This window comes from Salsipaludibacter albus (assembly GCF_019798055.1).
In the GTDB taxonomy this organism is placed as follows: Bacteria; Actinomycetota; Nitriliruptoria; order Nitriliruptorales; family Nitriliruptoraceae; genus Salsipaludibacter; species Salsipaludibacter albus.
On sequence record NZ_JAHOPH010000050.1, the window covers coordinates 1 to 18,147 of the forward strand.

Genomic DNA, 18,147 nt, shown 5'->3' on the forward strand with positions numbered 1-18,147 from the left:
CCACCCCGTCACCCACGCCCTCGCCCTCGCCCGGGCCCGGCCCCGTGCTCCTGCGCGTGAACGCCGGTGGCCCGACCCTGCCTGCGCGCGGGGAGGACAATTGGCGCGAGGACCGCGGGACCACCAGCCCGTGGCGCCCGGACGCTGCCGACGGGTCGGAGCCCACCACCTGGACGGGTGTCGCGATGCTCGACCCAGACCTCCCACCCACCACCCCGCCGGCCCTGTTCAGCACCGACCGGCACCACCCGGGGTCGCCCGAGCCGTGGGCGTGGGAGTTCGAACTGCCCGACCCGCCCGGCGACGTCCTCCTGCGGGTGTACCTGGCCGAGCGCGATCCGACGATGGGCCCGGGGGACCGCGTGTTCGCCCTGCTCGTCGAGGACGAGGTGGTCGATCCCGCGATCGACCTGCGCGTCGATCCCGGGCCGGACGTCGGGACCGTCGTCAGCGTCGAGGTCCCGGGCAGCGCGCTGGGCGACGGCGTCCTGGACGTCGACTTCGTCCGCGTGACCGGCGACCCGGTCGTGTCCGGCTTCGAGGTGCTGTCGCTCAACGACCCCTGATCAGCATGATTGCATGGGTTCAATCCATGCAATAATCTTGGCTGCGTGCCGATGAAGGGCACGCGTCCGAGAGGACCGAACGATGCGTCGCATCATGATCGCCACCGTGCTGTCAGTGGCCGCACTCGCGCTCGCGCTCGCCGTGGTCGTCGGTGACCTGCCCGACCCCGTCGCCACCCACTTCGGCCCGGACGGGTCGGCCGACGGGTTCAGCGATCGCTCGACGCTGTGGGTGACCACGCTGGGCATCCCGGCCGTGGTGGCCGGGCTGTTGACCGTGCTGACCTCAGCACTGCCCGCCAGCCTGCCCCGAGGCGTTCGCTGGGTCCGGGGCATCCCTGTCGGGATCGTCTGGACCGTCGGCGGGATCATGTTGGCCACCCTGTGGCCCCAGCGTGGGCTTTCCGACGCCTCGGACGTCAGGGTGGCCGGCAGCGCCATCGTGCTCGGCCTCTCGCTCGGAATCGCGGCGACCCTGGCCGCCAGTCGACTGGCCCCCGTGGTCGATCCCCCGGAAACGACGGGACGTGCGCCCGCGGGCCTGCCGCGCGCCGACCTCGCCGACGACGCCACGGCGCTGTGGCAGGGCACCACGCCGCCGGGTCGGTTCGCCACGTGGCTGACCGTCGGGCTGGTCGGAGCCGGGCTCGTCGCCGGGATCCTGACGGCGTGGTGGCTGGGGCTGGTCCTCGTGGCCGTGGGGTTGCTGCCACTGGCCGGCGCACGCTTCCGCGTCACGATCGGCCCGGCGTCGGTGCAGGTCTCCGGTTGGCTGGGCGGCTGGCCGCGCCTGGCGGTACCGCTCGCCACGGTCACGGCGGCTCGCGCGTCCACCATGCGGGCCTTCGAGTACGGCGGGCCGGGGTTGCGGCTTGCCGTGGGCCAGCCGATCACGGCCGTCGTCACCGGCACCGGGCCGGCGCTCGACCTGGTCCGGACCGACGACTCGATGGTGCGGATCAGCCTCGTCGAGGCCGATCGCGCCGCGGCGGTCGTCAACAGCCTGCTGGACCGTCGGGGGCACTCCGCGCGACCCGACGGCGCGACGGACGGGCCCGGGTGATGCTGCTGACCATCGACGTCGGCGACGACCGGCCGCTGTACCTGCAAGTCGCCGCCTCGGTCCGGCGCGCGGTCGTCGACGGCCAGTTGGAACCCGGCGCGGCCCTGCCGCCCACCCGGGACGCCGCCGCGGCGCTGGGGGTCAATCCCGAGACCGTCCAGCGGGCCTACCGGCTGCTGGCGGACGAGTCCGTGGTCGTCGCGCGGGTCGGTCGCGGCACCCGGGTACGCGACGACCTCGACCCGGGCCTGCTGGGTCTCGACACGGCGATCGACGAGCTGGTCGCCCGCGCTGCCACCCTCGGCCTCGGGCGGGCGGAGCTGGCCGCACGGATCGCCGCCGACGGCGGCTCATGACGTCGGGTCGGCCCGACGCAGGCGGCGGACCTGGATGGCCGCGACCCACAGGACACCCACCAGCACGACCAGCACGACCAGCGACACCCACAGCGTCCCGGCGTTGCCTCCGGCGGTGACCAGGCGTGCGATCAGCAGCACCTCGAAGATCCCGAGTGCCACGTACAGCGCCACGTGGTTGCCCCGCAGGACGAGCCATCCCAGCAGGACGGTCAGCACGCCGGCCCCCAGCAGCCCGATCGCGACGGGCGTGCGCACCTCGGTCGAACCTGCCACAAGGGCGACGGCACCTGCCGCCGCGTTGAGCCCACCCACGACCAGCAGCAGCACGCCGGCGAGACGTGCCGACGTGGGCCAGGCAGGCGCGGCGGACCGCGGTCGGGACGGCGTGGACATGGTCTCCCCGGGGGCGACGACGTCGGCACTCTAGGGCGTCGTGTGCCGTGGTGCGGACGCCGGTGCGACCTCCACACGAGGCGGGTCGCCCGAAGAACCCGTCGATGCACGGAGAGGAACACGAGGTTTGGCGAAAGTCACCGAAGGCTTCGTGCACCGATCGCACGAAGTGGTGGTCGTTCGGTCGTCAACGGTTTCTCCGAGTGACTCCTGACTAGGGTCGTGCGGACCCCAGAGTCGTCCGGCCCCGAGCCGGACCCGTCCCCCAGGAGCTGTCCCCCGATGACCCGAACCGACACGTCCGCCCATTCACCGCCCGATCGACTGCTGCGGATCGGCCTGGCCCTCGCCATGGTCCTGGCACTGTTCGTCGGTGCCGCGCCCAGGGCCGACGCCCACGCCGGCTGCCTGCCCGAGGTCACCACGAACAGCCTCGTGCAGTCGGTGGTGTCCGCCGTCAACGTCTTCTCGTCCCTGTTCTCCACGACGGCGCAGGCCAACTGCATCGACAAGTTCGCCGACGTGCAGCCGATCATGGAGCGCGACTACGTCGCCGACTCGGCCGCGTCGACCGACAACTCCAGTTCCGCGAGCCCCGGCAGCAAGGCCAACCCGGACTCCAACGCACCGAAGTCCTTCGCCAAGTGCGAGGACGGCATGGCCGCGGGGATGTTCGAGTGTGACGGGATCGACATGCTCGGCCACGTGACGATGGAGGAGCTCGGCTCGGTCTTCGTCAACGACATGTGGGGCTGGACCGACCCGGTCACCGGACAGGACTTCGCCCTGGTCGGTGGCAGCGAGGGCGTGTTCTTCATCGACATCACCGACCCGAAGCGTCCCGCCATGCAGGGCATCCTGCCGACGCACACCACCGCCGGTGGCGACTTCTGGCGTGACATCAAGGTCTTCGACGACCACGCCTTCGTGGTGTCGGAGAACAGCGGCCACGGCGTCCAGGTCATGGACCTCAGCGTCCTGCGTGACTGGGACGGCGAGCGCACGACCTACCTCGCGGACGCACGCTACGACGGCGTGGGCAGTGTCCACAACATCGCCATCAACGAGGCCACGGGCTACGCCTACGCCGTCGGCTCGAGCGCGGGCCAGACCCGCGACGACATCGACTGCGGCAGCGGCCTGCACATGATCGACGTCAACGACCCGCTGAACCCGACCTACGCCGGGTGCTTCCAGGAGCACGGCTACGTCCACGACACCCAGTGCGTGGTCTACGACGGGCCGGACGCGGACCACCAGGGCCACGAGATCTGCTTCAACTCGACACCTTCGGGCCCCGAGAGCGTCTCCATCGTCGACGTCACCGACAAGGCGAACCCGGTCGCGATCGGCGACAACCCGTACCCGGATGGCGCCTACAGCCACCAGGGTTGGTTGAGTCCGGACCTGTCGACGTTCTTCCACGGCGACGAGATCGACGAGGCCGCTGGTGCGGTCGACGCGACCACGACCCGCGTGTGGAACATGGACGACCTCGACAACCCGTTGCTGGTCGAGACCTTCGCCAACGACACCACGTCGATCGACCACAACATGTACACCGAGGGTGACCGCATGTACCAGTCGAACTACACCACCGGCCTGCGGATCATGGACATCGACGACGCGGCGAACTCCGGTCTCGAGGAGATCGCGTACTTCGACGTCTACCCGCAGAACGACAACGCGTCGTTCGAGGGTGGCACGTGGAGCAACTACCCGTACTTCAGCCAGCCCCACGTCGTGGGCGTGTCGAGCATCGACCGTGGCTTCTTCGTCCTGCGGGTCGACCCGCAGGCAGGCAAGGGCAACGGACGCCGCTGACACCCGGCGAGCGAATCGTCGAGGGGCGCGACCTGTGGGTCGCGCCCCTCGCGCATTCCGACACCGTCAGGCCCGCTCCGGGACTCCGGACGGCGCCGGGGACGACGCGACCCGGGGGTCCTCGTCGGGCTCGTCGGTGGTGACGTCCCGGAGCCATCCGACCAGCAGGGTCATGGCGATCGGCAGGTAGACCAGGCTGCCCGGGATCCACATCAGCACGCCCGCGAGGTGCTGGTCGGTCAGTGGGTCGATCCCCCACGCCGCGGCCCCGGCGTAGGCCGGGTACCAGGGCTGGGTCGAGAAGGTCATCAGCGCGGACAGGAAGACCCCCTGCATGGCCATGCCGAAGACCAGCAGGACCCCCAGTCCACCGGGGACCCGACTCGCACCGGACCGCGACCCGACCACCACCCGCCAGAACAGCACCCCGGTGGCGAGGAAGGTCGCGTGCTCCAGGACGTGCAGCCAGCCCGACCCCAGGGCCGCCTGGTAGGCCGGTGCGGCATGCCAGCCCCACACGGTCAGCACGTGCAGCAACCAGACGGCCACCGGGCCACCCAGCACCAGCAGCCACCGCGCTCCCGGACGCACCGCCCGTCGCGCGGACACGGCGGCCCGCCGCACCGGCAGTGGCGCACCACGCAGCAGGACCCCCGACGGTGCGCTGAAGGCCAGCAACGGGGCCGCGACCAGCAGCACCAGCACGTGCTGGACCATGTGCGCGGACAACAGGGCGCCCGACATGGCGTCCACGGGGCTGACGAACGCGACGACCAACGCGACCAGGGCGATGCCGAACGCGATGCCGCGACGCCGATCCCGGGTCCGCCCCGACCCGGACGTCCGGCCTCGTCGGTGGGCCCACAGCGCCACGAACACCACGACCATCACGACCGGGTCGAGGTTCCAGGCGCCCCACACCTCGTCGGGGGTCAGCGCGGCCTGGGCGAGTCCCATGCTCAACACCCGGTCAGGACCAACGCCGGCAGGCCGACGAACAGCACCGACAGCAGCGACACCAGCGCCAGCAGCATGCCCACGAAGGCCAGCGGGCCGCCGTGGCGGTCGTCGGCCAGCTGCGGCTCGGCCTCCCCGTCCCGCTCGACCCGAGCTCGACCGGCGCGCCACCGGCGGTACTCCCAGCGGGCGATCCACAGGCAGGCCAGGACGGCCACGACCGTGGCCGCGATCGTGATGATCGCGACCGCGGGTGGGTCGAAGACCGACAGGCCCGGTCCGTCGCCGGTGCAGCCGGCCTCGGCCACCAGGTAGACCACCATGAAGTGGGCGAACCACACGACCGGGCCCGCCACGAACATCGCCATGGCGCGCCGCGTCGACGGGTCCGACTCGAGGTCGACCGCCATCGGGGTGCCCCCGACCTGGGTCGTGGACCCGACGTCGCGGGGTCGCCGCTCCGGCGGGCGCGGGTCCTGGGGTCGGGGATCGGGTGTGTCGGTCATGTGAGGTACGGCCCCCCGTACAGCGTCACGACACCCAGCACCCAGATGACGGCGGCCGCGACGTGGAACCGCACGACGTTGGCGATGGGGGCGTGCCGGCGCTCGGTGTAGAGCCCGCGGATCGCCCAGAACAGCACCAGGAGCAGCATCACCACCGCAGCCGCCAACACGGTGACAAGGAAGCCGGTGAGCGTGGTGACGATCGAGCCGTAGGCGGTCGCCGTGCCACTCGGACCGGAGCCGAGCAGGTCGGCTGCCTGGACCACGATCGCCCCGATCGCCAGCCCGATGCCGGCGACGAGCCCGCCGAGCCACCCGGTCCGGTCGCCACGACGCAGCCGGGTCACTCCCAGCGTCACCGCCCCGACGCTGGCGAGCACCAGTCCGACGCCCAGTGCCGCCATGCCCAGCCCCGGGTCCGCGATCCCGGAGGGGGGCCACACCGTGTTCTCCAGGCGCAGGTAGAAGTAGGACAACAACAACGTCGCGAACGCGATCGACACGAACAGGATGATGAGGCCCATCCCCCACGCCGCCACGACCACGCTGCCCGAGGCGTTGACCGGCACCCCGGTCTCGTGCTCGAACGCTGCCTCCTCCTCCTCGGTCATGGGGGCGGGCTGGGGCCAGTTCCACCCGATGATCGCCACGATCGCGATGACCAGGCCGATGGCCGCACCCCAGCGCAGCTTGACCAGTTCGGCCACGAAGATGATCACGATCCCGATCGAGGCCACGAAGGGCCAGATCGAGGGGCCCGCGACGCGGAAGACCTCCTGGGGTCGCCCGTCGGCCGTGCCCACGATCGCGGCGGCACGCCAGTTCAGTGGCCAGTCGGACAGCCGCTCGACGAACCGCTCGAGGTGCTCGGGGCCACTGTGCAGGTCGTCCTGGTCCCACAGGGGGTGGCGGCTGCGCACCACCGGCAGCAACGACCAGCCGTGCTCGGCGGGCGGGGACGCCGTGGCCCACTCCAGGGTGTCGGCGCCCCACGGGTTGGCCGGGGCCTCCTCGCCGTGGCGGTAGGAGCGCCACACGTTCCACACGAAGACCGCGATGCCGGGGATCACGATGAAGATCCCGGCCGTCGACAACTGGTTGAGCAGGTCCCAGCCCAGGCCGGCCTCGTAGGTGTAGACCCGTCGGGGCATCCCCATCAGGCCCAGTTGGTGCATCGGGAAGAAGGTCAGGTTCACCCCGACGAACAGCAGCCAGAAGTTCCAGTGGCCCAGCCGCTCGTCGAGCATGCGCCCGGTGAACTTCGGGAACCAGTAGTAGACGCCGGCGAAGATCGGGAAGGCGACCCCGCCGATCAGCACGTAGTGCAGGTGGCCGACGACGAAGTACGAGTCGTGGACCTGCAGGTCGAGCGGCACGGCGGCCGTCATGATGCCGGTGATCCCGCCGATCACGAAGATCACCAGGAAGCCGACGACGAACAGGAAGGTGGTCTTCCAGCGGGGACGACCCAGCCAGATCGTCGACACCCACGACACGATCTGGACCCCTGCCGGGATCCCGATCGCCATGCTCGCCGCCGAGAAGAAGGTGAGCACGATCGGCGACAGGCCCGACGTGAACATGTGGTGGGCCCACAGCCCGAAGGACAGGAACCCGATCGCCACGAACGCCCCGACCATCCACGTGTAGCCGGCGATCCGTCGCCGCACGAGCGCCGGGACGATCATCGACACCACGCCCGTGGCGGGGACGAACTGGATGTAGACCTCGGGATGGCCGAAGATCCAGAACAGGTGCTGCCACAGCAGCGACGACCCCCCCGCCGCGGTGTTGAAGAACTGGGTGCCGAACCCCCGGTCGAGCTCGAGCAGCAGGTCGCCGATGATCAGGGGGGTGAACCCGAACAGGATCATGAAGGCCATGACCAGCAGCGCCCAGGCGAACAGCGGCATCCGCGCCAGGGTCATGCCCGGCGCACGCATCTTGAGGACGCCGATGATGATCTCCAGCGCCGCCGCGATGGCCCCGATCTCGGCGACGGTCAGTCCGATGATCCAGAAGTCCATCGCCTTGTCGGGCGAGAACTCGGGGCCGCTGAGCGGCACGTAGGCGAACCACCCGGCGTCGGGCACGAGCTGGAACAGGGTTGCGCTGTAGTAGACCAGCCCACCCAGCAGGAACGTCCAGTACCCCAGGGCCCCGAGCCGCGGGAACGGCATCTCGCGGGTGCCCAGGATCAGGGGCAGCACCAGGATGGCGAAGCCCTCGAAGATGGGCAGGATCACCAGGAACATCGTGACCGAGCCGTGGTTGGTGAACAGCTCGTTGTAGAACTGTGCCCCCATCAGCGAGTTCTCGGGCACCGCCAGTTGCATCCGCATCGCGAACGAGTCGAAGCTGCCACCCAGCAGCAGGAAGAAGAAGCCGGTCAGCATCAGCCGGACGCCGATGGCGTCGTTCTGCACCGAGACCAGCCGGCCCCACCACCCGGGTGGGTCGGCCCACAGCCGGTTCAGCTGCTCGTGGGTCCCGGTGTCCCGGGCCCGCGGGGTCGGGCGTCCGTCCGGCGTGCGATCCACGACGTCGGGGTCCAGCGCCGAACGCCTCACGCGGGTCGCGTCGTCAGCCATCGCCCGACCCGTTCCCCGCGAGGTCAGCGATCCAGGCGTCGAAGTCCGCGTCGGACTCGGCCACCACCGGCATCATCATCGTGGCGTGGTCGAGCCCGCAGAACTCCGCACACCGCATGGTGTGCTCACCCGGCTCGTCGGCCTGCAGCACCAGGGTGTTGACCCGGTCGGGCATCATGTCGAGCTTGCCGCCCAGCTCGGGGACCCAGAAGCTGTGGATCACGTCTGCGGACGTCAGCTGGAGCGCGACCTGCCGGCCGACCGGCAGGTGCAGCTCGTCGGTCGTGGTGACGCCGTGGTCCGGGTAGGTCACCTCGTAGTACCACTGGTGGCCGACCACCTCGATCACGAGGTCGTCGGGGGCGGCAGTCGTCGGCAGCACCTTCATGGCCGCCACCGTGGCGACGAACACCACCGTGATCACCACGCCCGGTCCGATCACGCCCCAGCCCAGGAACCACCGGGCGAGTCGGCCCGTGGTGTCGTCCTCGTCGACGTCGACACCGCTGCGGGCCTCGGGCTCCTCGCCGCGTCGCCGGAACAGGGCCAGCACCAGCATGACGGCGAACACGACGAAGACGGCCAGCCCGAGCCAGAACATCAGCCACCAGAGGTCGGCCATCGTCCCGGCCACGGGCCCCTGCGGATCGAGGCTTCCGTCACCCATGCTGGCGAAGGCTAGCCACCGGGGGCACGGAACCGGGACGGATCGGCCCCCGCGGCCCCCACCGTCCGGACGACTGCCGCCGGCTCAGGTCGACTCGGGCGTGGTGTAGCGGGCGAGGTAGTTCTGCTCGCCGAGCCGGGCGATCACGTCGAGCTGGGACTCGAAGTAGTCGAGGTGCTCCTCCTCCTCGCCCAGCATCTCGGCCAGCATCTCGCGCGTGCCGTGGTCGGACTTGTCCATCGCCAGCTCGATGGCGGCGTTGAGGCTCGACACCGCCTCGGCCTCGAGCTCGTGGCCGAGCTGGATCATCTCGACCGGGTCCTCGCCGATCCGGACGGTGTTGAGCCGTTGCACGTTCGGGTGACCGTCGAGGAACAGGATCCGGTCGATCAACTCCTCGGCATCGCGCATCTCGTCGAACGAGCGGTCCCGAAACAGCTTGGCCAGGCCCGGCAGACCCCAGTTGTCGAGCATCTTGGCGTTCAGGAAGTACTGGTTGGTCGCCGTGAGCTCGAAGGTGAGGTGGTCGTTGAGCATCTCGATGACGGCGGGATCGCCCTGCATGGTGTCTCCTCGGGAACGGTCGGGGCCACCCTAGTGAGGCATCCGGGAACGGCGCCCCGGTCAGGCCGCGGGCACCGGCGCTCGCCGGTCGGTCCGGGCGGGCGGCAGTCCGAGCCGCTCCCGGATCGTGCGCACGGTGACCTGCAGGTCGGGCGGGCAACCACGTTCGGCCAGCAGTTGGCGGACCGTCGGCAGGCAGCCGCCGCAGTCCGAGGCCGCGCCGCAGACCGAGGCCAGCGCACAGACCTCCTGGACGCCGTCGTCGATGGCGCTGCTGATGTCGCGGTCGGAGACCACGTGGCAGTGGCACACGATCATGGGCGGTCCGGCATCGGGTCGGCTGGTGGCGTCGCCAGTTTAGGTGCGCCTTACCTCATCTGCCAACCCGGTCGTGTCGTCCGCGGCGTCGGACGACCCGTGTCCGTGTCCGGTACCGGACATGCCGGAACCTGACGGCCTCGGGGCTTGGGTCCGACGGGGACGGCCCCGTATCGTCTCCCTCACGACGAGCAGCGTGGTCGACTTTCCCCCCGACGACCACGCGACCCGGAGGACCAACTCCCCCGTGGTCTCGTCCGCAGGGCCCCATCCCCCCCGGGCCCGCGGGCGGTTCCGGAAGGCCGCCCGACCGTCACGGTCGGGCGGCGCTCGTCGTTCAGGGCCCCGAAGGATGCACGTCGCCCGTCCATCGCCACCCCTGCGCCCTCACGCCTAGGGTGTCGAGAGGTCCCTCCAGGGGCGACGGCGGGGGCGGGATGGCGACGTATCGGTTCGACGGCGGAGAGCTGGACGTCGGGGCGCGCGTGCTGCGGGTCGACGACGTGGACGTGCACGTCGAGCCCCAGGTGCTGGACGTGCTCGCGCACCTGCTGGCACACCACGACCGCATGGTGTCCAAGGAGGAGTTGCTCGACGCGGTCTGGGGCAACCAGTTCGTCACCGAGTCCGCCCTGACGTCACGCATCAAGTCGGTCCGTCGTGCGCTGGGCGACGACGGCACGGCGCAACGACTGATCCGGACGGTCCGCGGCCACGGCTACCAGTTCGTCGGTCGGGTCCAGTCGCCGACGGCCACCGGATCGGGTCCGGCGCCGTCCCGTGGAGCCCCGCTGCCAGCAGAACGAACCACCCTGGTCGGTCGGAACGCGGACCTCGCCATCGTGGTGCGCCTCGTGCGCACCCAACGCCTGGTGACGGTGACGGGCCCGGGTGGCATGGGCAAGTCGAGCCTCGGCCTTGCCGTCGCACGACGGTGGGAGGCGGAGACGGCGCGGGCGCAGGACCACGGCGACGTCGCCTTCGCCGAGCTGGCCCCCGCGCGTGACCTGGCCGGGGTGGTCCGGACCGTGGCCGAGGCCACCGGCGTCCAGGGCGTGGCGTCGGACGACGTCGCCGGCCTCGCGGGCGCCCTGGCGGCGCGGACCCTGCTGCTCGTGCTGGACAACTGTGAACACCTGGTCGACGACTGCGCGGACGTGGTCGACGCGCTCCTGGACGCCGGCGCCGCCGTCCGGGTCCTCGCGACCAGTCGGGAGCCCCTCATGGTGGCTGGGGAGGTCGTGCACCCACTCGGGTCGCTCGGCGCGGCCGGCCCGGAGCTGTTCCGCGACCGCGCCGTCGCGGCCACCGGCCGGGACGTCGTCGGCGTCGACGACCCGGTCGTCGTCGAGCTGTGCGACCGGCTGGACGGCCTGCCCCTGGCCATCGAGCTGGCCGCTGCCCAGCTCCGGCACCTGACGCTCCGCGAGCTCGTGGCGCGACTCGACGATCGTCTCCGGCTCCTCGTGGGGAGGCGGCCTCGAGCGGGAGCGCGCCACACCACCCTGGAGTCCACGATCGGGTGGAGCCACGACCTGCTGGATGCCGACGTCCGGACGGTCTTCGATCGACTCGGCATCTTCCCCGCGGACTTCGACCTCGCCGCGGTCGCCGCCGTCACCGACACCACCGACGTCGTCGCGATGGCCGCGATGGCGGAACTGGTCGCCAAGAGCCTGGTCGACCACGATCCCACCACCGGCCGCTACCACCTGCTCGAGACCATCCGCCTGTTCGCCGCCAGCCGGCTGGACGAGTCCGGTCAGACCGCCGAGACGACCGAGCGACTCCGCCGCCACGTGGTCGCGCGAGCCACGGTCGTCCCACGCCCCAGGGCGTGGTCGTCGGGCTCACTGCCGGCCGCCCAGCGGGTCGACCTCGACAACGTCCGCCTGGCCTTCGAGGCCAGCCTGGCGACGGGCGCCGTCACCGATGCCGTCGACATCGCCCTGTCGCTGGCCCCCGTGTGGCGCAACGCCGTCTCGTACGCCGAGGGTCGCCGCTGGGTCGAGCGACTGGCAGCCCACGACCCCGCACCGCGCGACCGGCTGTGGCTCGACGTGATCGCGTGCGACATCGGGCTCGGATCGGGCGACCCGCGATGGATGCAGGACCGCGCCGAAGCCGCCCTGGCCCTGGCGGACCGCGCCGACGATCCGGCCGGGGTCGTCGTCGCACGCCTGTACCGGGCCCTGGTGATGGGTGACCCGGAGGTGGCCGGTCCGCGACTGGCACGGGCCGGGGCGGAAGCGGCCGAGATCGGCGAGGAGCAACTGGCCCGACTGGCCCGGGCGTTCCTCGCCGTCAACACGCTCGTGTCGGGTGATCGCGCCGGACTGGCCGAGGAGCTCGCCGAGCTCGTCACGCACACCCCCACCGACGGGTACGACCGCTACATCACCTGGTGGGCCGCGTGGTGCACCGCGCTGGCCGACCAGGACATCCAGCGGCTCCGCGCGATCCAGGACGTCCAGGTGGCCAACCTGGGTCGCGTCGGGATCGGCCAGAACTGGCTGACCGTGTTCTGCAACGCCATGACGTCCATCGGGGAGGGCGAGCACCACCTCGCCCACCTGCAACGGGCCAGGCGCTGGGCCGCGCGCCAGGATCGCCGAGCGGACGCGGACTGCGTGCTCGCCCTGGCCTGGTCGGCCGCCCGGGCCGGCGACGCCGTCGGGGCCACCGAGCTGCTCGGGGCCTGCGAGGCGGAGTTGTTCCACGACACCGCCGGATTCGTGCACCTGGCCGTCGTGCGGGAGCACGTCGTCCGCCCGTCCTTGGACCCTGCCGACTTCGCGCGGGCGCGGACCCGGGGGCGGGAGCGTCCGCTGGCCACGATCCTGGCCGAGGCCGGCCTGTGAACGTTCGTCAGGCGACTCGTGCGACCCGGCCGGCGTGCACGGCGTCGAGCAGGGCGGCCTCCTGCTTGAGCACCCGGCTGAGCGAGAGATGCGTGCGCTGGAGGTCGTCCATCGACAGGTCGTGACCCGCCACGGCTGCGGCCGCGTCCTGGAGGGGTCGCGCGAGCGTGTCGCGGGTCCGATGGAACCCGGCCAGGGCCTCGTCCAGGTCGCCGTCGGGGCGCAGCCCGACGTCGAGGGCCCGACCCAGGAGCTCGGCGTCGCGGAGGGCGGCGGTGATGCCGTGCGCCGCGGCCGGGTCGACCCGTGCACCGGCGTCACCGACCAGGGCCCACCCGGGCCCGTGCGGCACCCGCAGGTGACCCGGCTCGGCGGCGAAGCCGTGCACGCGACCCACCCGGCGTGCACGGGCGAGTCGTCGGGCCGTGGCCGGTGACGCCTCCGACAGCAGCCGTGCGAAGGTTCCCACGAGGTCGCCACGGAGATCCCGGACGAACCGTTCCCGGTTCGTCGAGGCGAACACGCAGACCAGCCCACCGCCGGTCGGGATGATCCCGGCACTGGCGCCCGGGCCGTACATCCACGTGAACCCCTCCGTCTCGACGCCGGCCAGGAACGCGTAGGTACCGCCACTGGCGTGGGGGGCGACGAAGGTCGTAGCCGCACCCACGGCACGGGCGACCAGGGAGGTGTGCCCGTCGGCGCCCACCACCACCCGGGACCGGACCACGAGGTCGCTGCCGTCGGCGTGGCGACCCCGCACCCCGACGACGGTGCCGTCGGGGTCGCGCAGCAGCCCGGTGACCCGAACCCCGTGGCGGACCTCGGCACCGCCAGCGGCAGCCGCGCCGGCCAGGGTGGCGTCCAGCACCGTGCGCCGTGGGGCCAGCAGCGGTGCGGCCGGCCGGACCCGCGTGCGGGCCCCGGCATAGTCGAAGGTCACGGACGTGATCGGTGGTGTGCCCGTGGCCACGATCCGGTCGTGGAGTCCCCAGCGGCGGAGCTGGTCGACGCCACCGCGCATGAGCGCCAGCGTCGAACGCGTGTCGCTGCCCCGGGCCTCGCGGTCCAGGACGAGGACCCGGTGTCCTCGGCGCGCCAGCACCAGTGCGGTCCCGGAGCCGGCCGGCCTGCCCCCGACCACCACGACGTCGACGTCGGGCATCGTCGGCCGGTCGACGGACGGTGTGTCGATCATGGTGGTCATGGCGATGGCCTCACGTTCAGTGGGTCGGGACCGGGCGGCGGGCGAGCATGGCGACGAGGTGGGCGGCGAGCTCGGTGGCGTCGGGGCCGACCCCGTCGATGAAGGTGGACTTGCGGCGACGGAGGAACGGCAGTCCGAGCACGTACAGGCCGGGCATCTCCCCCACGCCACCGTCGTGGCGCAGGCCACCGGAGTCGTCGAGCGCGGCGGCGGGCAGCCAGTCGTGGCAGGTGCGGAAGCCCGTGGCCCAGACCACCGTCCCGAAGCCGGCGAGGTCGATCGCACCGGGACCGGGTCCGACCCGGATCGGCGCTGGCCGCGACGGAGCCTCGAGCTCGTCGTGGAGTCCCGCCTCGATGGCGTGGGCATCGATCCGGTCGAGCAGTCGCCCCATGCGGGCGTCGGCCGCCGAGGTCGTGGCCGGCAGCGACTCGTCGAACGTGGCACGACCACTCGTGATGCTGGCGAGTCGGCCTGCCAGCACGACACCCAGGTCCTGCAGGCGGGCCAGGTCGAGGTTGCGACGACCCGGACTGCCGACCAGCTGCAGGGAGGGCAGCCGTCGGGCGCGGTCGGGGTCGGACCGGTCGCCGATGCGGTCGTCGAGGATCCCGACGGCGTCCAGCCACCAGTGGATGTCCATCCCCCGATGGGTCCGTGGCAACCGGACGTGGTCACCGACGGCCAGCACGACCTCGCGACCGGACAGCGCCAGTTCCTCGGCCAGTTGTGCGCCGGAGGCCGACGCGCCGACGACCAGCACCGGTCCACCATCGAGCCGCTCGGGTGCCCGGTAGTGGATCGGGCTGAGCTGGTCGACCTGGTTCGGCACCGCGCTGGCCAGGGCCGGGATGCGCGGGATGCTGGCGGCCCCGGTGGCGACGACGACGGCGGCGGCCTCCCACCGCCCCTGGGGCGACTCGACGACGTAGCCCGTGCCGGCGCGTCGGACCGCGGTCACGGTCACGCCGGTCACGACCGGTGCGTCGATGGCCCTGCGGTAGTCGTCGAGCATGGTGACCACCTGTCCGGCCCGCATGAACCCGTCGGGGTCCTCGCCGACCGCGGTCGTCGGGCCCGGCAGCCGGGTCATCCAGTTGGGGGTCAGGAGGCGGAGCGAGTCCCATCGCTCGGTGCGCCACGAGTTCGCCACCGTCCCCCGTTCGAGCAGCACGTGCTCGACCCCGTGGTGGGACAGGCGTTGGCTCATCGCGAGGCCGGCCTGGCCGGCGCCGACGATCACGACCGTGGTGTGCATGGGACTCGCCCCCCTTCGAGACGTCCGGTCCGGATCAGGACAGGACGACCTGCACCGACGTCGGGTTGCTGATGACGTCGTGGACGGCCGAGCGCTTCTGCGACTGCGCGACGACCGCGGCCAGCTCCTCGCGGGTGGCGTCGGCGTCGATGTCGAAGCGCACGCGCACACCGCTGAAGCCGTTGCGGACGGTGGGGTCGATGCCCATGATCCCCTGCAGGTCCATGTCGGCCTCGACGTGGGCGGTGACCGAGCGCAGCTGGATGCCACGGTTGGTGGCGACGGTCGCGACACCGGCGGTCAGGCAGGCGCCGAGGGCCGCCAGGGCGGTCTCGACCGGGGCGGGCCCGTTGTCCTGCGACGCGAAGAGCTCGGGGTGGTCGCCCTCCAGGACGTGGTCCTGGCGGTGCGACTGCTCCCCGCCGACGCCGAAGAAGTCGCCGATGGTCGTGCGGCTGTGGGTCCCGTCGACCCACGTGGTCCGTGCGCGCCACTGGAAGGCGGCCGCCGCGGGCATCCCGGTCATCGCCTCGCGCGCACCGAGGATCGCCTCGATCTCGACGCCGTTGTCGACCGGCTGGGTGGTGGTGGTCGTGGTGGTCATCACGTGCTCCTTGGTTGGTGTGGCCCCGGTGGTGGGACCCGCTGTGGTGACGGGGACCACTGTCGGCCACGGCCCGACCACGGGCTTGGAGAGGACCTGGAGAACACGTGGAGATCGGGGTTTGCCCCGACACGACGGGACCCCCGTCGACGACGGGGGTCCCGGACGTTCCGGCGTGGGCCGGGCGGTGCCTAGCGGAACTCGCGGAGGAGCTGGCCGACGGTCGGCTCGTCCTGCTCCGGGAGGTCCAGGGCGGGACGCGGGCCGTGCGGCGCGAGCCCACTGAAGTTCCCGGCGACGGGGAGCTCGACCCAGCTCTGCGAGTAGTCGATCGTGGCGGTGGCGCCCGACGACGGCAGGCTGATCTGGGCGGTGCCCACCCGGAGCTCGACCGCGAGGCGGTTGCCCTCGTGGAGGAGCACGTCGGTGGTGTTGATCGGGAACCGCAGCGTGACCCACTGCTCGGGCTCCAGCGGCGACAGGGTCTCGATGCCCTGCCAGTGCGCCGCGTCGCCGTCGCCGAAGGTCAGCAGGCGCTCGTCACTGGGGTCGACGTCCAACGCGGTGTCGAGGTAGCACGCGTCGTCGTCGGCCGTGGAGGCACCCCAGCACGACTCGGTGCCGAGCGTGTCGATGCTGTCGTCGACCTCCAGCACGTCGCCGGTCTCCCACATCGTCATCCGCATCTCGGCGGTGGGACGGTCCAGCTTCATGCGCAGGTTGACGTAGGGCGTGCCGGACAGCCGGACGTCGTGGTTGAGCTCGGAGGTCGACCAGCCCAGGAGGCGGCCACCACCGGCGCGCACCGACTCGGTGCCGGCGGCGTTGTTGGCCGGGCTCATCGAACCCTCGCCGGTCTCGGCCGGGCCCGACAGGTACAACTTCTTGGTCCGGCTGCCACGTGCGGGCCAGGTGGCCTCGTCGGTCCACTCGTTGGGCTCGAGCTCGACGCTGGACATCGGCTCGTCCATGATCCCGTTGTCGAGGTCCTGGAGCCAGAAGTCGAACCAGTCGTGGAGGGTGTCGACGAACTCGGCCCGGCGGAAGTCGAACGGCTCGACGTGACCGGTCTGGGTCAGCCAGATCTTGCGCGGGACGTCGTTGGCCTCGAGCGCCTCCCACCAGGGACCGACGTTGAGCATGTCGACGTTGCCGTCGCCGACACCGTGGATGACGAACACGCTGGCGTCCACCTGGTCGGCGTCCTTGACGTAGTCACGCTCGGCCCAGAAGTCGTTGTAGTTGCCGGTGGCGTCGTCCGCGGCCGGGATGGCCTCGGCCCGCAGGTCGGCACATGCCGACGAGGGTCGCTCGTTGACGTAGCCGTGCAGGAAGTTCCAGTAGCCACGGGACTGCAGCGTGCCGTTCTGGCGCATGTACTCGTACCAGCTGGAGATCGCGGCGATCGGCACGATCGTCTCGAGACCCTCGACACCGGTGGCGGCGGCGCCGTTGGCCACCGAGCCGTCCCAGGACTTGCCGATCATGCCGACCTGACCGTCGGTCCAGTCGGCGACGGCGGACACGCCGTCCAGGTCGGTGGCGGTGGCGTTGCCGTTGAGCCAGTCGATGGCCGCCGTGGCCGAGCCGACCTCGGCGAGCCCGCCGACGTCCATGCAGCCCAGGGAGTTCGCGGTGCCCATCAGGTCGACGAACGCGACCGCATAGCCACGGGGCACGAAGTAGTTGTCGTAGTACAGCGGGAAGGAGATCGGGACACCGTCGGGTCCGTAGACCTTGAACTCACCCTCGTTGCCACGTCCGCAGCACTGGTAGTAGGGCGACGCGACCATGATCACGGGGACGTCGTCACCGGCCTCGTCGGCCTCGCGGGGGCGGATGATGTCGACCCGCACGGTGTCGGGGGCGCCGTCGTTGTCGGAGTCCAGCGTGGACTCGACGTCGACGGACTCGCGGATCGCGTCCGCGTAGTCGTAGACGGGGACCGTCTCGTCACCCTGCACGTGGGGGAGATCGGGGGGCGGGGCCGGTTGCGCGACCGCGCTGGGGGCCAGGGCGATGATCAACGTTCCGAGGAGGAACGCGACGACGCCGGTTCGGGGGGATCGTGCTCGCATGGCGGACTTTCGTCGAGGGCCGACACTCGTTGCGCCGGCTGCGTGACCGATGTTCCTCGCCGACCGGCCCCCCTGTCAACGCTGGTGCGGCACCCGCGCAGGGTCGACGGCGTCCGGCGACCGGATCAGCGGGAGCCGCGACCCCATTCGGAGGCGTGCAGCCCGGCGGGGCGCGCCACCTGCCGTTCGTGCGGCTTCGGGGTCCCGGTCTCGGCCGGGCCCGACAGGTACAACTTCTTGGTCCGGCTGCCACGTGCGGGCCAGGTGGCCTCGTCGGTCCACTCGTTGGGCTCGAGCTCGACGCTGGACATCGGCTCGTCCATGATCCCGT

Annotated in this window: 16 protein-coding genes and 1 pseudogene; 5 read left to right on the forward strand and 12 right to left on the reverse strand. The window is 71.5% G+C overall.

The genetic code is table 11. The features are described 5' to 3' along the window. The 3 genes and pseudogenes from KR546_RS18015 to KR546_RS18025 all read left to right on the forward strand — a co-directional run. Positions 1-566, forward strand: a pseudogene (locus KR546_RS18015) (malectin domain-containing carbohydrate-binding protein); the annotation flags it as partial. 82 nt (positions 567-648) lie between these two features. Further along, positions 649-1,629, forward strand: coding sequence for a DUF1648 domain-containing protein (locus tag KR546_RS18020; RefSeq protein WP_238446112.1), 981 nt, complete (start codon positions 649-651; stop codon positions 1,627-1,629). After that, positions 1,629-1,985 (forward strand): GntR family transcriptional regulator, encoded by a 357-nt coding sequence (locus KR546_RS18025; protein WP_238446127.1) that lies wholly within the window; start codon positions 1,629-1,631, stop codon positions 1,983-1,985. Before KR546_RS18020 ends, KR546_RS18025 begins: the two co-directional genes overlap by 1 nt. Here the strand turns inward: KR546_RS18025 and KR546_RS18030 are convergent. Next, the gene (locus KR546_RS18030; protein WP_238446113.1) at positions 1,980-2,381 is read right to left on the reverse strand and encodes a hypothetical protein; all 402 of its coding nucleotides are present in this window, start codon (positions 2,379-2,381) and stop codon (positions 1,980-1,982) included. The two genes, KR546_RS18025 and KR546_RS18030, sit on opposite strands and share 6 nt — an antisense overlap. 282 nt (positions 2,382-2,663) lie before the next feature. Between KR546_RS18030 and KR546_RS18035 the strand changes: the two genes are divergently transcribed. Further along, a complete protein-coding gene (locus tag KR546_RS18035; protein ID WP_238446114.1) occupies positions 2,664-4,205 on the forward strand; it encodes a choice-of-anchor B family protein in 1,542 nt (513 codons plus the stop codon). A 66-nt stretch (positions 4,206-4,271) separates the two neighbouring features. Here the strand turns inward: KR546_RS18035 and KR546_RS18040 are convergent, their stop codons facing one another. The 6 genes from KR546_RS18040 to KR546_RS18065 all read right to left on the reverse strand — a co-directional run bounded on the left by KR546_RS18040 (position 4,272) and on the right by KR546_RS18065 (position 9,808). Beyond that, positions 4,272-5,162, reverse strand: a complete 891-nt coding sequence (locus KR546_RS18040) for a cytochrome c oxidase assembly protein (protein WP_238446115.1) — start codon at positions 5,160-5,162, stop codon at positions 4,272-4,274. 2 nt (positions 5,163-5,164) lie between these two features. After that, positions 5,165-5,668 (reverse strand): hypothetical protein, encoded by a 504-nt coding sequence (locus tag KR546_RS18045; protein ID WP_238446116.1) that lies wholly within the window; start codon positions 5,666-5,668, stop codon positions 5,165-5,167. After that, positions 5,665-8,259 (reverse strand): cbb3-type cytochrome c oxidase subunit I, encoded by a 2,595-nt coding sequence (locus KR546_RS18050; RefSeq protein ID WP_238446117.1) that lies wholly within the window; start codon positions 8,257-8,259, stop codon positions 5,665-5,667. Before KR546_RS18050 ends, KR546_RS18045 begins: the two co-directional genes overlap by 4 nt. After that, entirely contained in the window at positions 8,252-8,926 is a 675-nt protein-coding gene (coxB, locus tag KR546_RS18055; protein ID WP_274388346.1) for a cytochrome c oxidase subunit II, read from the reverse strand. The genes KR546_RS18050 and coxB overlap by 8 nt, the downstream gene beginning before the upstream one ends. Positions 8,927-9,010: 84 nt before the next feature. Next, positions 9,011-9,490, reverse strand: a complete 480-nt coding sequence (bfr, locus tag KR546_RS18060) for a bacterioferritin (protein WP_238446119.1) — start codon at positions 9,488-9,490, stop codon at positions 9,011-9,013. A 60-nt stretch (positions 9,491-9,550) separates the two neighbouring features. Further along, on the reverse strand, positions 9,551-9,808 hold the full coding sequence (locus tag KR546_RS18065; RefSeq protein ID WP_238446120.1) for a (2Fe-2S)-binding protein: 258 nt from the start codon (positions 9,806-9,808) through the stop codon (positions 9,551-9,553). Positions 9,809-10,245: 437 nt separating this feature from the next. Here KR546_RS18065 and KR546_RS18070 point away from each other — a divergent pair, with 437 nt between their 5' ends. Next, positions 10,246-12,669, forward strand: a complete 2,424-nt coding sequence (locus KR546_RS18070) for an ATP-binding protein (protein WP_238446121.1) — start codon at positions 10,246-10,248, stop codon at positions 12,667-12,669. Between the two features lie 7 nt (positions 12,670-12,676). Here KR546_RS18070 and KR546_RS18075 read toward each other — a convergent pair whose 3' ends face one another. The 5 genes from KR546_RS18075 to KR546_RS18095 form a co-directional block, all read right to left on the reverse strand. Then, entirely contained in the window at positions 12,677-13,876 is a 1,200-nt protein-coding gene (locus tag KR546_RS18075; protein WP_238446122.1) for an NAD(P)/FAD-dependent oxidoreductase, read from the reverse strand. A 16-nt stretch (positions 13,877-13,892) separates the two neighbouring features. Continuing rightward, complete coding sequence (locus KR546_RS18080; protein ID WP_238446123.1) at positions 13,893-15,134, reverse strand: NAD(P)-binding domain-containing protein; 1,242 nt, start codon at positions 15,132-15,134, stop codon at positions 13,893-13,895. 34 nt (positions 15,135-15,168) lie between these two features. Continuing rightward, the gene (locus tag KR546_RS18085; protein ID WP_238446124.1) at positions 15,169-15,738 is read right to left on the reverse strand and encodes an OsmC family protein; all 570 of its coding nucleotides are present in this window, start codon (positions 15,736-15,738) and stop codon (positions 15,169-15,171) included. 191 nt (positions 15,739-15,929) lie between these two features. After that, the gene (locus KR546_RS18090) at positions 15,930-17,816 is read right to left on the reverse strand and encodes a CocE/NonD family hydrolase (RefSeq protein ID WP_238446125.1); all 1,887 of its coding nucleotides are present in this window, start codon (positions 17,814-17,816) and stop codon (positions 15,930-15,932) included. A 125-nt stretch (positions 17,817-17,941) separates the two neighbouring features. After that, a partial coding sequence (locus KR546_RS18095; protein WP_238446126.1) for a hypothetical protein occupies positions 17,942-18,147 on the reverse strand: 206 nt, incomplete at its 5' end.